Origin of the sequence: Shewanella sp. SR44-4 (assembly GCF_014163715.1) — a bacterium.
Taxonomy (GTDB): Bacteria; Pseudomonadota; Gammaproteobacteria; order Enterobacterales; family Shewanellaceae; genus Shewanella.
The window spans coordinates 1-14,765 of the sequence record NZ_JACJDU010000034.1 but is presented as its reverse complement, the minus strand read 5'-3'; the positions used below and the strand labels follow the sequence as shown (position 1 = coordinate 14,765).

The 14,765-nt window shown below is 41.7% G+C and carries 11 protein-coding genes; 5 read left to right on the top strand and 6 right to left on the bottom strand.

Annotation, left to right across the window (positions count from 1 at the left end; all coding sequences use genetic code 11):
- Position 1: 1 nt before the first annotated feature.
- The 3 genes from hutH to H5125_RS15045 all read left to right on the top strand — a co-directional run bounded on the left by hutH (position 2) and on the right by H5125_RS15045 (position 4,667).
- A complete protein-coding gene (gene hutH, locus H5125_RS15055) occupies positions 2-1,540 on the top strand; it encodes a histidine ammonia-lyase (RefSeq protein ID WP_182744651.1) in 1,539 nt (512 codons plus the stop codon).
- Between the two features lie 346 nt (positions 1,541-1,886).
- The gene (locus H5125_RS15050; RefSeq protein WP_101088621.1) at positions 1,887-3,155 is read left to right on the top strand and encodes a mechanosensitive ion channel family protein; all 1,269 of its coding nucleotides are present in this window, start codon (positions 1,887-1,889) and stop codon (positions 3,153-3,155) included.
- 87 nt (positions 3,156-3,242) lie between these two features.
- On the top strand, positions 3,243-4,667 hold the full coding sequence (locus tag H5125_RS15045) for an alpha/beta fold hydrolase (RefSeq protein WP_182744650.1): 1,425 nt from the start codon (positions 3,243-3,245) through the stop codon (positions 4,665-4,667).
- A 98-nt stretch (positions 4,668-4,765) separates the two neighbouring features.
- On the opposite strand, the gene H5125_RS15040 is transcribed toward H5125_RS15045, so the two are convergent.
- The 5 genes from H5125_RS15040 to H5125_RS15020 form a co-directional block, all read right to left on the bottom strand.
- Positions 4,766-5,320 (bottom strand): lysophospholipid acyltransferase family protein, encoded by a 555-nt coding sequence (locus tag H5125_RS15040; RefSeq protein ID WP_101088619.1) that lies wholly within the window; start codon positions 5,318-5,320, stop codon positions 4,766-4,768.
- A gap of 361 nt (positions 5,321-5,681) precedes the next feature.
- Entirely contained in the window at positions 5,682-6,149 is a 468-nt protein-coding gene (locus H5125_RS15035) for a DUF2489 domain-containing protein (RefSeq protein ID WP_101088618.1), read from the bottom strand.
- A 95-nt stretch (positions 6,150-6,244) separates the two neighbouring features.
- Positions 6,245-6,793 (bottom strand): Der GTPase-activating protein YihI, encoded by a 549-nt coding sequence (gene yihI, locus H5125_RS15030; protein WP_101088617.1) that lies wholly within the window; start codon positions 6,791-6,793, stop codon positions 6,245-6,247.
- Positions 6,794-6,848: 55 nt separating this feature from the next.
- Entirely contained in the window at positions 6,849-7,511 is a 663-nt protein-coding gene (locus tag H5125_RS15025; protein WP_182744649.1) for a methyltransferase domain-containing protein, read from the bottom strand.
- Between the two features lie 841 nt (positions 7,512-8,352).
- The gene (locus tag H5125_RS15020; protein ID WP_182744648.1) at positions 8,353-8,976 is read right to left on the bottom strand and encodes a cytochrome c; all 624 of its coding nucleotides are present in this window, start codon (positions 8,974-8,976) and stop codon (positions 8,353-8,355) included.
- 264 nt (positions 8,977-9,240) lie between these two features.
- Here H5125_RS15020 and yihA point away from each other — a divergent pair, with 264 nt between their 5' ends.
- Positions 9,241-9,915 (top strand): ribosome biogenesis GTP-binding protein YihA/YsxC, encoded by a 675-nt coding sequence (gene yihA, locus H5125_RS15015; RefSeq protein WP_101088614.1) that lies wholly within the window; start codon positions 9,241-9,243, stop codon positions 9,913-9,915.
- 721 nt (positions 9,916-10,636) lie between these two features.
- On the opposite strand, the gene polA is transcribed toward yihA, so the two are convergent.
- The gene (gene polA / locus H5125_RS15010; protein WP_182744647.1) at positions 10,637-13,393 is read right to left on the bottom strand and encodes a DNA polymerase I; all 2,757 of its coding nucleotides are present in this window, start codon (positions 13,391-13,393) and stop codon (positions 10,637-10,639) included.
- 530 nt (positions 13,394-13,923) lie between these two features.
- Here polA and elbB point away from each other — a divergent pair.
- Positions 13,924-14,577, top strand: coding sequence for an isoprenoid biosynthesis glyoxalase ElbB (elbB, locus tag H5125_RS15005; RefSeq protein ID WP_182744646.1), 654 nt, complete (start codon positions 13,924-13,926; stop codon positions 14,575-14,577).
- The last annotated feature ends 188 nt before the right edge of the window (positions 14,578-14,765 follow it).

The window sequence follows — 14,765 nt, the reverse complement described above, 5'->3', positions numbered from 1 at the left end:
CATGTCGACTTATTCATTTGAACTTATTCCAGGTACGTTAACACTGGCGCAGACTCGTGCGATCAGCCGTAATAGTGTCAAGCTTACCCTTGCGAAAGAAGCGATTAAAGACATTAATCAAAGTGCTGAAATCGTCCAACAAGTATTACGTGAAGGCCGTACTGTTTACGGTATCAATACTGGCTTTGGCTTGTTAGCCAACACTAAAATTGTTCCAGAAGATCTGCAATTATTGCAACGCTCTATTGTATTGTCCCACGCCGCTGGCATAGGAAAATACATGCAAGATGCTACCGTGCGCTTAATGATAGTGTTAAAAATTAACTCATTAAGCCGCGGTTTTTCAGGTATTCGTTTAGAGGTTATCGAGTTTCTCATCCAGCTAGTGAATGCTGGTGTGTATCCGTGTGTGCCAGAAAAAGGATCAGTCGGGGCATCGGGTGACTTAGCGCCATTAGCTCACATGTGTTTACCTTTGTTAGGTGAAGGTGAAATGAGCTATCAAGGGCTGATTATCTCAGCAGCGGAAGGGCTTGAGATTGCCGGGCTTGCACCTATTGAATTAGCGGCCAAAGAAGGCTTAGCGTTACTGAATGGTACCCAGGCCTCAACAGCGCTGGCGCTTGAAGGCTTGTTTAATGCAGAAGATTTGTTTGCCGCCAGTTCAATTATTGGCGCCATGAGTGTTGAAGCCGCTATGGGCAGCCGTAGTCCATTTGATGCACGCATTCATGCTGCGCGCGGGCAAAAAGGTCAAATCGATTCGGCAGCTATTTTCCGTCATATATTAACAAGTGAGTCTGAAATTAGCTTAAGTCACACTAATTGTGAAAAAGTACAAGATCCATACTCACTGCGCTGTCAGCCACAGGTTTTAGGTGCGTGCTTAACCCAAATCCGTCAAGCAGCAGAAGTGCTTGGCGCTGAGGCAAACGGTGTTACTGATAATCCATTGGTGTTCCAAGATACGGGCGATATTATTTCGGGCGGTAACTTCCATGCCGAACCCGTTGCGATGGCGGCTGATAACCTCGCGATTGCGATTGCTGAAATGGGCTCTATTTCGGAGCGCAGAATGGCGTTGTTGATTGATTCTAGCTTGTCTAAGTTACCACCATTTTTGGTGGATAACGGTGGGGTGAATTCTGGCTTTATGATTGCCCAGGTCACTGCAGCTGCACTCGCATCGGAAAACAAAACCTATGCGCATCCGGCCTCGGTAGACAGTTTACCGACATCGGCAAACCAAGAAGATCATGTGTCGATGGCGACATTTGCTGCACGACGTTTACGCTACATGAGTGAAAATACCCGTGGCGTGTTGGCGATTGAGTTGTTAGCTGCTGCGCAAGGGTTAGATTTTAGAAAGCCGTTGCAACCAAGCGCAGCTGTGGCGCTGGCCAAAGCTGAACTGCGTGAAATAGTGACGTTTTATGATAAAGACCGTTACTTTTCACCTGATATCGAGAACTCGGTCGACTTGTTGTATAGCGCCAGTTTTAACCGATTGCTACCGCAGGGCATGTTACCGAGTTTTTAATTGAGTGAAACTACATGTCATGAACAGGATATGTTTAGAGTAATTTGACAAAGGACCACAAGGTCCTTTTTTATTATCTTTTATTGCCCCCCGCGTCAAAGCTAATTTTTGTTTAATCTTGTTTGGGTATACTCACATTCATTGCAACTGTTAACATAATCGTGAAAATAGTAACTTGCATTAAATTTATCATCTTGACCGATAGAGTCGATGTTTCGGTAACGTTATACATCAACACCATGCATAATGAGCACACTGATAAGCCTGTGAATGTTTGCTTGCATTTATGCGGTTTAATTTACGTCTTTTGATTGAGTAAAGGGCAAACGTGGCTAAGGATTTGTTTGTGAATACAGAAGTGCGGATTGAAATTGCGGCTTGGTTAACTCGTTTGGGTATTAATAGCCAACCATCGGATGGTGTCGCGACATCGATATTAATTTTGGCTTGTGTGGTTGTGGCAGGTTTAAGTTATTACATTACCCATCGATTTGTCGTTCACGGTGTGAATGCAGTGATCCGCCGATCCTCGGTGACTTGGGACGATATTTTCATGCGCTTTAATGTGTTTGAACGTCTCGCTATTTTGATCCCTATTTTAATCCTCGATTTATTGATCCCTATTGTGCTCACCGAGCATGAATTGATTAGCGCTTTTATTGACCGTTTCCTTAGCGCGTTGTTAGTGTTTTTTATGATTCGAGCTGTGTATAGCGGGTTGAATGCGATTGATGAAATTGCTGATATTAATCATGTTAATCGCCGTTTACCGGTAAAAAGTTTTGTGCAGCTGACTAAGTTATTCCTATTTTTTATTGGGTTAATTGTTGTCTTTGCTATTTTAGCCGACCAGTCGCCTATTTATTTCTTTAGTGGTTTAGGTGTGGCTACCGGTTTGGTTATGTTGGTGTTCCGAGACACCATTTTGGGCTTCGTTGCTGGGATTCAACTTGCTGCTAACCGCATGGTGAGTAAAGGCGATTGGATCCAAATGGATAAATACGCTGCAGACGGCGCCGTTGAAGATGTAACCTTAACCACAGTGAAAGTACGAAACTGGGACAATACCATCACCATGATCCCAGCTTATGCATTAGTGTCTGATGCATTTAAGAACTGGCGCGGCATGTCCGAGTCGGGCGGTCGACGAATTAAGCGCTCAATCAATATCGACGTCAATAGCATTCAGTTTTTGACCGATGAAGAACGTATTCGCTTAGGCAAAGTCAATTATTTGAAAGAGTATTTACCGCAAGTATTCAGTGAAATCAGTGTTGCTAATGCCAACATAAGTGATATTGAGATGAAGGTGAATGGCCGTCATTTAACCAATATCGGAACATTTAGAGCATACTTACAAGAGTATTTACGTCGTCATGACAAAGTACATAAAGACATGACATTGATGGTAAGGCAGCTTGCTCCAACCACAGAGGGCTTGCCGATAGAATTATATATTTTTACCAATGACATTCGTTGGACCTATTATGAAGCGATTCAGGCAGACATTTTTGATCACATTTTTGCCGTGTTACCTGAGTTTGGTTTACGTGCGTTTCAAAGCCCAACAGGTACTGACATTCGCAGCATAAAGCAATGTACCGAACAGCATTGATAAGCCGCCAGATAAGCGATATTTGCAGTGGTTAAATTCCTGGTATTAATATCATTGCTGTTGCTGTTGCTGTGGTGGGCGATGCCCGTGCAAGCTAATTGGTTTAATGATATCAATAGGCAAGTTCGCTCAATAGGCGCTGTAAAACCACTGACAGCCGAGCCATTAACAACCGCAGAGCTAGCTGATTACCCAACAAACTATCAATTTGAACGAGTGATAGTACCAAGCCATCAAACTCCGCTGTTTGTGTTACAAGCAGGGCTTGAGCACCGTGACACTGTTGTGCTTATTCACGGTTTAGGTGAGTTAGCCTCTAAAGACTGGTTAACGGTTATTCCCGCGTTAGCAAAGCAGTATCATGTTGTTGCTATCGATTTACCTGGTTTTGGCTTATCGCAAGGTGCGGTATTTACCTATTCACCCAAAGAATATGCCAAGGTGATCGATTGGGTCATTAGCCATTATCGCCATCCCAATGCTCAGGTACATCTTGTGGGACATTCGATGGGGGCGGCGATTAGCTTATATTATGCGAGTCAGTATCCTGGCAAAGTTGAGCAACTCGTGCTGGTGGATGCTGCCGGTATTTTGGACCGGACTGCGTATCTAAAACAGATTTCTAAGCGAGATATGACTAACAGCGAATTACCACAAGGCTTTCGCCGAGTGTTAGCCCGGGTTGATAACTTTGCCGATAAGATGCTTGAGAAAACCGGAACCGGGTTAGATCCAACGAAATGGTTAAGTCACAATGAGTCTATTCGTAATATGACCATTGGCGAACAAACCAATACAAATGCGGCATTAGCATTAATGGAACAAAACTTCTCAGTGCTTAATTACCAACAGATGCCTGCGACGCAGTTAATCTGGGGCGCAGATGATCAAGTTGCGCCACTACGGACCGCTCAAGCACTGCTACATGTATTACCCACAGCACAACTGCAGGTTATTGCTGGTGCAGGGCATGTACCGATGAAATCGCATCCACACATCTTTAATCAAATGTTATTAACGGGTCTAGCATCGACTTCTATTTTTCCTTCTAATGCTAATGTTTTGGCTCGTGAGCAACATTCAGAAAATAGCAGTAAGCGTATTGGCAAATGCTATCAAGAAAGCCAACAATATTTTTCTGGGCATTATGATCAGCTCATTATTGAAGACTGCAAATTGGTGTTCATTGACAATGTTGATGTAAACCAGCTCACGATGAGTGACTCGATTGTAACCATCAAGTCTAGTCGCATAGGTATGCAGCAGAAAAAGATGAAGATCGCCCGCAGTACTATTAGTGCCACAGACACTCACTTTTTGGGTGAGATTAACAGTACTCGCAGTCGGTTTGATTTAGCTGGGGTAACCTTTTGGGGTGAGTCTCCGGTGTTCATCTCGCAAGAGTCGACTCGGCTAGTGCTATCTTTAGTGCGGATCCATACGCCAACGCACGTTATACGTTTAGGCGGCAGCTATGTGCTAGCCGCTGAGAGTTTAGAAAGCGTGTTATAAAAACCGCTGAATGCTGTGTAAGACACTTCTTGTATATCCAACACTGTCGCACTTCTGATTAATCAATATAAGCTAATTGAACGTTAATTATTGCAGTACTATTTCTGCTGATAATCAGGAACCATTTTTGGATGATAGCCTTTGATAGAACGGTAAAAATCCATTAACTGATTTATTTCGCGTTCAATATCTCCCGTCGGTCTTAACGGTTTGGCAATCACAACCGCTTTGCGGCCAAAATCTAATCCGATTGGCACTATATCAACATCCGCTTTGGCTGCAATATGGTAAAAACCACTTTTCCAACGAGTTACAGGGCTACGTGTGCCTTCAGGTGCTAAGGCCAGTTTATAAAGTGGATCTTGTTGGAATAACAGCACCACGCCATCAACTAAATTATTGTATTTACGTCTATCGACAGGGCTACCGCCCATGGCGCGAAATAGCCATCCCCAGGGCGGAATAAACAGCTGATGCTTGCCTAAAAAATGAATTTTGGTGCCTAAGGCGCTGCGGGCGATAATGCCAATGATGAAATCCCAATTACTGGTATGCGGGCCAACAATAATGACGCATGGCTTAGTATTATCGAGTTGGCCATCAAATTCCCAACCCAGTATTTTGAGTAATCCTAAGCAAAGTGAACTGAACATAGTGTGACCCCAATCATTGAGCTTTATTAAGCTTCTTGTTATTTCAATTTGTCAGCCAAACTGGTGTGGTTAATTGACGTTAATTTGTTGCTGGCATCTGCTGATGCGTACTTTAGCTGATGTGTTATCAGCATAGCCTGCAATCGTACTAATTTCATGCTTAACCTCAATTGTGCTAAGGCATGAGATAAATGTGATTAGTTAAGTTGCTGCAAACTTGCCATTGGCTAGCTATTGACGCGTTATTTCATCTTGTTAGCAGAATAAATAACAAGTTTGATAGCGATAGTGACTAAGATTGTGTTTTTTATTATGACCTCCTGAACTCTTATCTCGAGTTCAGGTTAACTAATATGTTGCGCTAATGAGTGGTTGGCTTATCAAACTCGGCTATGTGTTTTGCTTCGTCTAGAATAACCTGTTCTAACTCTGCTTCTGATTTCATCCGCTCAAAATCAAACTTCATCCGTTGTTGTTTTGGTAGCTCATTACGCGCTTCCATGATGGGATGGTTTCTAATCAGCTCATAATGGGTAAACAGGTTAGGGAAGTCTGCCACAACTTGTTCTGACAAGGATAATGCATCAAATAATTTACCTATGCGCATAACGCCTTCAGACAGTTCACAACGATCTTCTAGCATTGCTGCGGCAATGTAACGGATATCAGTCAGTATTTGTTGTCTACGTTCTTCAGCTTTAGCCTTACGCTCAGAAAGTGCTTGTTGATTAGCTTGTGTTGTACGTTTAAGCGTTAACAGTAAGTGTGTTGCGTAGGTAGCAAGGGCTACAATGATGAGTAGAGCAATTACGATGGCGGTTGTAGACACAATTTATCCTTTTTTGAATACAAAACTGGCGCGATTTGCGCCAGTTTTTTGATATCAAACCAAGAAATAGCTTGGTATTACTTTCATCGAGCAGATTAATCTTTCTGCTGATAATCTTTAAGCATATCGGCACCTGATTCAAAACGATTTAATAGTTCATCGTCACTCAGTTGCTTTTTAGGACTTTGTGTTGGCGTATCATCGCCTTCAGTTAGGCCTAAGCTCAACATCAGTTGCTCAATTTTGTCTAATTGAATATTCAACCACTTTTGATCAGTGTCAGATAAATCACGACCTTCTTCAAGTTGGTCAAGTAACTGATTTAGTCTTGGATCATCTTCAAGTTTCAGTAACTTCTGTTCGTCAGTCAGTTTAGGCTGTTTAGGCTTAACCACTAATGGCGCGGTAACAGACGTAGGTAAAGTAAGTGCTACCGGCTTTTTGCTGCCATGACGGACATCTTTACTCTTAACCGAAGTGTTACCTGATGCTTGTTTAAGCAACGTTTCATTGTGACGGCTGCCTGATTTACGGCCGGTTTCAGATTTTTTACCATCGACCGCGTTGCGATCAACTTTTTTTACTCTAGGTGCAAACTTAGCGCCGTTTTCGCCGCCTTTGCGAGTTTTTTTACTGCGAGCCATGATGTTCTCGTTAGGTTTTCTAAACACGTCCTTGCAGAGCAATTTCTACAAGGCACTAAATAAGGATGCGCTTTATATCAGATTTTGATGATTTTTGCATCAAAACCAGATCTTTCGATGCAAATAATAGCTCAAAATCACTATTTAATGCTAAATATTCGAATGTCTGCTGCTGGTAAAAGCTTACATGAGTTGGATTGTTTTTGTAATGCCATTTGGCAAAATGGTCTTGATCGGTCAATAAAGGCGTGCCTATTGCTAACCAGCCATTGGGTTTAACCAGTTGATTGAGTAATTTCCATTCACGGTGTGGATGACGAAAGTGTTCGAATACCCGGTAACAACATACAAAATCATAGCTATGTTGCAGTACCGACTGATCTGCAGCAAAGAATGGGTCGTACTGATTAACAAGATGACCAGCATCAACAATGGATTGTCTGCTCTGGTCGTCAAGTAAGCGGCCAAAATTAAGACCAGTTAACGCACCGCTCTGTTGCTGAGATATTTGGGCTAATAGTGGCAGAATAAATTGCGATAATGGTTTCTGACTCGATGACTTTTGCGATCGACCGTAACGCTGACGCTCAACATCTGGCATAAGATGTGATTTTGGGTTAGCAAAGACTAAGCCACACCGTTCGCAGATGTAGAAAGCTCTTTTTTTGTCTTGAACAAAAAAATCAGCACTATGATTACAAAGCGGACATACGTTCATCAAATACAGCATTACCTAAGTATTGACTTAATAAACGATTATATAGCGAATGTGGTTAATTTAAAGTAAGTATTTGAAATGAAGTTGATATTGAGGCTATTTGGGCATAAAAAAAAGCGGCAGTATAAACTGCCGCCTCGTAAAATAGTGCCTAACGCACTTTATTCTGATTCCAAGTATCCGTACTTGCTATGTGACTATCCCGGTCAGATCTTTATTTCTTCTGCTTTCCATGCCGTTTTTAATTGTTATTGGTCATCAATGACGCTTTTTTATATTCTGTTGCCGTCCTGACTACAGCTTCCGTAGATGGTCTTCAATGACGCATCATTATCCTAATTGTCTTCAATGACATTAGTTAACCATCCTTGTTACTTTATACCTTCGAGCGATAAAGCTTCCAGCGGGTGCATCCTCAGCAATAAGCTTTGTTTGCCATTATTTGAATCCTTCAAATAATACTCTGGGTTATCAGTCACTCTGTTGTGTAAGGCAGTGCTAAATAGCATGTCGACCAATCGGTCTATTCCTTACAAATTCTGCGACCAGTATTTCAAAATGAAATCTCGACTCATATTATTATTATTAGTGAGTGGTCTTAAATTATTATTATTATGAATTATCTTTATTCTTATATCTTAAATGTATCAGTCCGAAACCTGCTTGATGTTATTAGATTTATGTTACAAACAGTTGGGTTTACCTCGGTACGGGGTGTATTTAACGCTAAAAGTGTGAACACTGTCAAGCAATAATCGATGAAGCTTACGTTAACGTCAACTTGGTGGCATAAAAAAAGGGCTAGAAAGCCCATTTTTTTATTAGTAAATATTCAAGGGTATTAGTGCTTAATACTTGAAATATATTTAGATAATGCTTCGATATCAGCATCAGATAATTTTTTAGCTACATCTCGCATCATGCCATTTAAATCGTTGTGACGAACTCCATCACGAAATTGTGTTAGCTGAATTTTGATATAGTTAGCATGCTGACCACCCACGACAGGGAAGCCTGCAGCAGCTGCGCCTTTGCCTTCAGGACCATGACAGGCAACACATGCTGTAATACCACGAGCAGCGTCACCGCCTTTATACAGTTTTTCACCTGCTGTGGGTACGTCGGCAACATCGGCGACAACTTGTACTTGGCTTGCAAAGAATGCTGAAACATCAGCGATGTCTTCATCACTGAGCCCCATTGCAAAACCGATCATAATTGGGTTCATGCGACCTTCAGCACCACCGGTTTTAGCAGCAAGACGAAATTCTGTTAATTGTTTTTCAAGATAGGCAGGGTGTTGTCCTGCTAATTTAGGATACATATCAATCATGCTATTGCCGTCAGCACCGTGACAGGCAGAACATACGATTGCTTTAGTTTTGCCTGCTTCAGCATTACCTTCAGCCATAACTGATGATGACATAGCGGCGACTACAGACAGCGCAAGAGCTAACTTTTTCATGGCGTTCCAACTTCTAGTTAATTTATTGTCCTGAGCTTACTAGGAAGACCCGCAAGCGTGGTAAAATGTTTTTTCCAAGCGCTCTGATGTAGTTTACGATGCTCGTGAAGAGCTAGATCATTTATGACTACATCACACATATCAGCGTTGCTTGGGTATATAATGTGATCAGGCTAATATTTTACACGAAAATGTGCAAAAGTAAGCAATTGTTAAAAATTTATGGTAATGCGTTTACTAGAAGTAATTTAATTGGAGTTAAGAGTGACAGAATCTCGTATCGATTTCCGTAGGGCTAAGTTTTTAATCAGTGCGCCGGATATTGCGCATTTAGATCAGTATCTTCCTGGGGATATCGGGGTGGAGATTGCGTTCGCTGGGCGCTCTAATGCCGGTAAGTCCAGTGCGCTAAATGCGCTTACTGAACAAAAAAGTTTAGCTCGAACCAGTAAAACGCCAGGTCGAACCCAATTGATCAACGTGTTTCAGCTAGATGATGATCGTCGTTTAGTCGATTTACCTGGCTATGGTTTTGCACAAGTTCCTTTAGCATTAAAACATAAATGGCAAGAGGCGCTTGGCGAATATCTACAAAAGCGTGCTTGTTTAAGTGGCGTGGTGGTATTGATGGATATCCGTCATCCATTGAAAGATCTCGATATGCAGATGATTGAATGGGCAGTATTAAGTAACATTCCTGTATTAGCATTGCTAACAAAATCGGATAAATTGACTCAAAGCGTCAAAATGAAAACCGTTAATGATGTGCGTGCAGCCTTAAAAGATTTTGGTGATAAAGTGCAAGTTGAGACACTATCGTCGCTAAAAGGCACCGGTAAGCCCAAAGTGTTGAGCATCTTAAATGATTGGTGTCATCCAGAATGGTTAGCTGAGCAGAAGGCAGAGCAAGCGTCGGAGTCGGAGTTGGCACCAGAGTAGCGGTCGAGTGATATAAAAGATTAGCAAAATTAAGAACCGGCAAATATGTCGGTTTTTTTTCGTTTGAGTTTTCTACGTTGTAACAATGGCGATTTTTAAGCAAAAAAAAACCGATAACCAAACGGCCATCGGTACAAATAAATTAGCTCTTTTGGGGAGAAGCTAAATTCAACAAGACTCAAGTGCCATCAACTCAATTTGATGACGCTCAATAACCCTATAATAACTGTTTTTTAATCAACATTAAAGTATTTACTCTAAATATTTTTAATGATAAAAAAAATCAAAAAAAAGCCCCAGCAACCTAAGTTGCTGGGGCGCCGAATTTGGCTAGTCACTATCGCTAGTGAAATAAAGGTTTGAAAGATTGAACATCTTAACCTCTGTACCCTACAGCGAATATAATAGCTTATTCGCCTTAAAATGAAAAACTGTTTTTCATAAAAAGATACAATAACTGTGACTACAAACTCAAAATAGTCTTTATTTGCCGCTTAGAACGATGAACTAGTCGGTTATATATCATTAAATTGGTCATTGAGGCATAGGTTGAGTAATAGAGGATGCATAGGTGGTGAGGATATTTATTGCGCTAAGCGTTCATTTCGGTTCAGTTTAGCCATAGTTACAATGTCCAAATAAAAATACCGCATTCTAATGAATACGGTATTTTTGTTTTAGCTACAGACGTTTATTTTGCAAACATAACCTAAGCCAATGACTAGTGGGCTTCATTCCAGTTGTCGCCAATGCCAGCCTCAGCTAATAATGTCACGTCTAATGACGCTGCTTGCGCCATTAAATCGCACACTTTAGTTTTGAGGATTTCAGCCTGGGCCTCATCCACTTCAAATACTAATTCATCGTGTACTTGCATTATCAGGGTGATTTCACCTTGAGTGTCTTGGTTAATCCACTGGTGAATGGCTATCATGGCTTTTTTGATGATGTCTGCTGCTGTTCCTTGCATCGGAGCGTTAATCGCTGCACGTTCAGCTGCCTGACGACGCATTGCATTACGGTCGTTGATTTCAGGCAAGTATAAACGACGTCCGAATAATGTAGATACATAACCTAGCTCAGCGGCGATGGCTCGGGTTTCTTCCATGTATTTGAGTACACCGGGATAGCGAGCAAAATACGTGTCGATATACTTTTGTGCTTCATTGCGTGGAATATCGAGCTGTTTGGCTAAACCAAACGCAGACATTCCATAAATTAAGCCAAAGTTAACCGCTTTAGCGCGGCGACGTTGCTCAGTGGTGACTTCTTCAAAGTGCACTCCAAAGACTTCCGCTGCGGTAGCTTTATGAATGTCTTTGCCTTCTGCGAATGCGGTTAGCAAGCCTGCATCTTGAGACAAATGAGCCATGATTCGCAGTTCTATTTGTGAATAATCGGCAGCTAAAATTTTACGACCGGCAGGGGCAATAAAGGCTTGGCGAATACGACGGCCTTCTTCAGTACGGATCGGAATATTCTGTAAGTTTGGCTCACTTGATGACAAACGACCGGTTGCAGCATTAGCTTGGTGGTAACTAGTATGCACTCTGCCAGTAGCGGCATTAACCATAAGTGGCAGTTTGTCGGTATAAGTGCTCTTTAATTTGGCTAGGCTACGATGTTCAAGAATAACTTTAGGTAAAGGGTAGTCAAGTGCCAGCTCCACTAATACATCTTCTGCTGTTGATGGCGCACCTTTAGGGGTTTTCTTCTTTATTGGATAACCTAGTTTTTCAAAAAATAGCGTTTGTAGTTGCTTTGGTGAAGCGAGGTTAAATTTTTCTTCGGCAATTTCGTAGGCTTTATTTTCCAAATCATCAAGCTTTTTGGCTAACTCACCACTTTGTTGACTAAGTAGCATTGAATCAATCAATACACCTTGGCGCTCTACATCAGACAATACTTGTATTAATGGTAATTCTAGCTCATTAAATACACTGGCCAGTTCTGGTTCTTTTTCAAGTCTTGGCCATAGATGTTGATGTAAACGCAGAGTGATATCGGCATCTTCAGCGGCGTATGGCCCAGCAATATCCAAATGAACTTGATTAAAAGTCAGCTGCTTTGCGCCTTTGCCTGCGACTTCTTCAAAACTGATATTTTTATGGCCAAGGTATTTTAACGCTAAACCGTCCATGTCGTGACGCGATGCGATTGAATTAAACACATAGGATTCGAGCATGGTGTCAAAGCGTATACCTTTGAGGGTAATGCCTGCGTTGGCTAAAATACTCATATCATACTTGAGATTTTGACCTACTTTTTGCGGTTTATCGCCTTCAAGGATCGGACGCAACTTTTCAAGCGCGCTGGCTTTATCAATTTGCTGCGGCGCATCAAGGTAATCATGTGCTAACGGTAAATAGGCTGCTTTACCTGCTTCGGTAGCAAATGATAAACCGACAAGTTCCGCTTCCATGTAGTTGAGACTTGTGGTTTCGGTATCAATCGCTATCAGTTCGGCGCTATTAAGTTTTTCAATCCATTTATCAAGCGCTTCTATGGTCAGAATCGTTTCATACTCAGCTTCAATGGTTGGCGATACGGTGATTTCTTCTTCGCTATCTTGGCTGATGGTACCGCGGGGTTGCTTATTATCGAGTACTTCCGCTAACCAACGCTTGAATTCCATTTCACCGAAGCATTTAATGAGTTCATCACGGTCTTGAGGCTTAACCGTCATTTGATGCCAGTCTTGTGCTAACTCGACATCGGTTTTAATGGTCGCCAGTTCATATGATAACTTTAGCATGTCGGCATTTTCGATGATTTTAGCCGGCATGGTTTTCGAGCCTCTAAAGCCAACTTCAACGACGCTTTGTGGATCGGCTAAAATATTTTCTACACTTCCTACACCAAGCAACATCGCCAGCGCGGTTTTCTCACCGACGCCAGGTAAACCTGGAATGTTATCGGACTTGTCGCCCATGAGTGCTAAGAAGTCGATTATTCTATCGGGACTGACACCATATTTCGTTTTGACCTCTTCAGGGCCCATAATGGTATCTGTCATGGTATTGATTAACGTGACATGCTCATTCACTAGCTGTGCCATGTCTTTATCGCCGGTACTGATTAATGTTGCTCGGCCTTCTTTACTCGCTTGAAGGGCGATGGTACCGATCACATCGTCGGCTTCCACACCAGAAATGCTGATCAAAGGTAAACCCATTGCGTGAATGATTCTATGTAATGGTTCTATTTGATTACGCAGATCATCGGGCATAGGTGGGCGCTGGGCTTTGTATTCACTGTACATATCGTTGCGGAAAGTTTTGCCTTTAGCATCAAAAACAACAGCGATATGACTAGGACTGTAACGGCTTAATAAACTACGAAGCATGTTAACAACACCGTAAACCGCGCCTGTTGCTTCACCTTTTGAATTGGTTAAATGAGGCGGCGCATAATAAGCGCGATAAAGATAAGATGAGCCATCAACTAAGATGAGCGGGTTATTGGGAATTGTTGGCATAATTAATATTCGTGTTCAGTATTTTGCGAGACTAATAGGATGACATTATACCCATAGCACCTCAAGATGCTTGTGCGATTGTCAGTTATTTACCCAAGATAGTGTCAATAATCGTAACGTTTGACTCGTTGTGTATCCAGTGAGGTTTTTTGGGCAATTTTATAGAGAAAAGCCAACAATCAGCCACGCCAAAAGACTCTCAGCCTGTGGATAAGTCTGTGAGTGAATTAATCAACGTTGCTGGATAGATTTTCTTACGGCTTGAAATGAAATCAGTAACTAGTTGAGTTATATGTTCTTTTTTATTTTTTGTGAGCTAAATATTATTTCTAATAAATATTACTAATTTGTGGACTTTTTTATTGATGTCAGTTAAGTCACAATCGAATTCAGTGATGTTTTATGACTAAAAAAAAGGCATCTAGCAAATTCGACGTTCTAAGTTAGCACGATTTTTAATCAGATCAATCGTTTTGTTGGTTTTTTGTTGTAAATTTTACATTATCAATTAAAAGTTGAAGGAAGATGTCATGAAAAAGATTGCTGTTTTACTGAGTGGCTGTGGTGTATTTGATGGAACTGAAATTCACGAGGCTGTATTAACCCTACTGGCGATAACGCGAGCGGGTGCTCAATATCAATGCTTTGCTCCAGATATTACCCAAATGCATGTGGTGAATCATTTAACCGGTGAGGTCAACACCGACGAAACCCGTAATGTATTAGTTGAGTCTGCACGGATCGCTCGTGGGGAAGTGCTTAATGCCAGTACATTAGAGATAAGTCAATTTGATGGTTTGGTGATCCCTGGCGGTTTTGGTGCGGCTAAAAACTTATCCAATTTTGCAACCACAGGCAGTAATTGCCATATTCAGCCAATTGTAGAAAACTTTATTCGTGAGTTTGCGTTAGCGCATAAACCTGTCGGTTTTGTGTGTATTTCACCGGTGATGATCCCTCATATTTACGGCGCAGGCGCTATAGGCACAATTGGAACCGATTCTGAGACGGCTCATGCATTTACTGAAATGGGCGGTAAGCATAAAAATGTGCAAGTTGAAGATATTGTCGTTGATGAAGTCAATAAAATCGTCAGTACACCTGCGTATATGCTAGCAACGTCAATTTTAGAGGCACATATTGGCATTGAGAAGTTGGTTAATAAAGTACTCGAAATGGCTTAGCGATTTGGGCTGAGATGCATTGTGAATATGAGCGGATTAATGATAAAAAGAGTGCCACCTAAAGTCAATGCCGATCGTTTAAGGGCACTTGACCGATCTTGCAGATGAAAGATAATCCCTACCAGTATTCTGGTGGGGATTTTTTATGTTTGAGCAAGAGCTTGAATTAGTTCATGAGTCTGTTGAAG

What these genes read in the sequence shown, in the direction of transcription:
- hutH (WP_182744651.1), top strand. Translation starts at nt 2, where the DNA reads ATGTCGACTTATTCATTTGAACTTATTCCAGGTACGTTAACACTGGCG.
- H5125_RS15040 (WP_101088619.1), bottom strand. Translation starts at nt 5,320, where the DNA reads ATGTTCAGTTCACTTTGCTTAGGATTACTCAAAATACTGGGTTGGGAA.
- yihI (WP_101088617.1), bottom strand. Translation starts at nt 6,793, where the DNA reads ATGGCTCGCAGTAAAAAAACTCGCAAAGGCGGCGAAAACGGCGCTAAG.
- H5125_RS15025 (WP_182744649.1), bottom strand. Translation starts at nt 7,511, where the DNA reads ATGAACGTATGTCCGCTTTGTAATCATAGTGCTGATTTTTTTGTTCAA.
- H5125_RS15020 (WP_182744648.1), bottom strand. Translation starts at nt 8,976, where the DNA reads ATGAAAAAGTTAGCTCTTGCGCTGTCTGTAGTCGCCGCTATGTCATCA.
- polA (WP_182744647.1), bottom strand. Translation starts at nt 13,393, where the DNA reads ATGCCAACAATTCCCAATAACCCGCTCATCTTAGTTGATGGCTCATCT.
- elbB (WP_182744646.1), top strand. Translation starts at nt 13,924, where the DNA reads ATGAAAAAGATTGCTGTTTTACTGAGTGGCTGTGGTGTATTTGATGGA.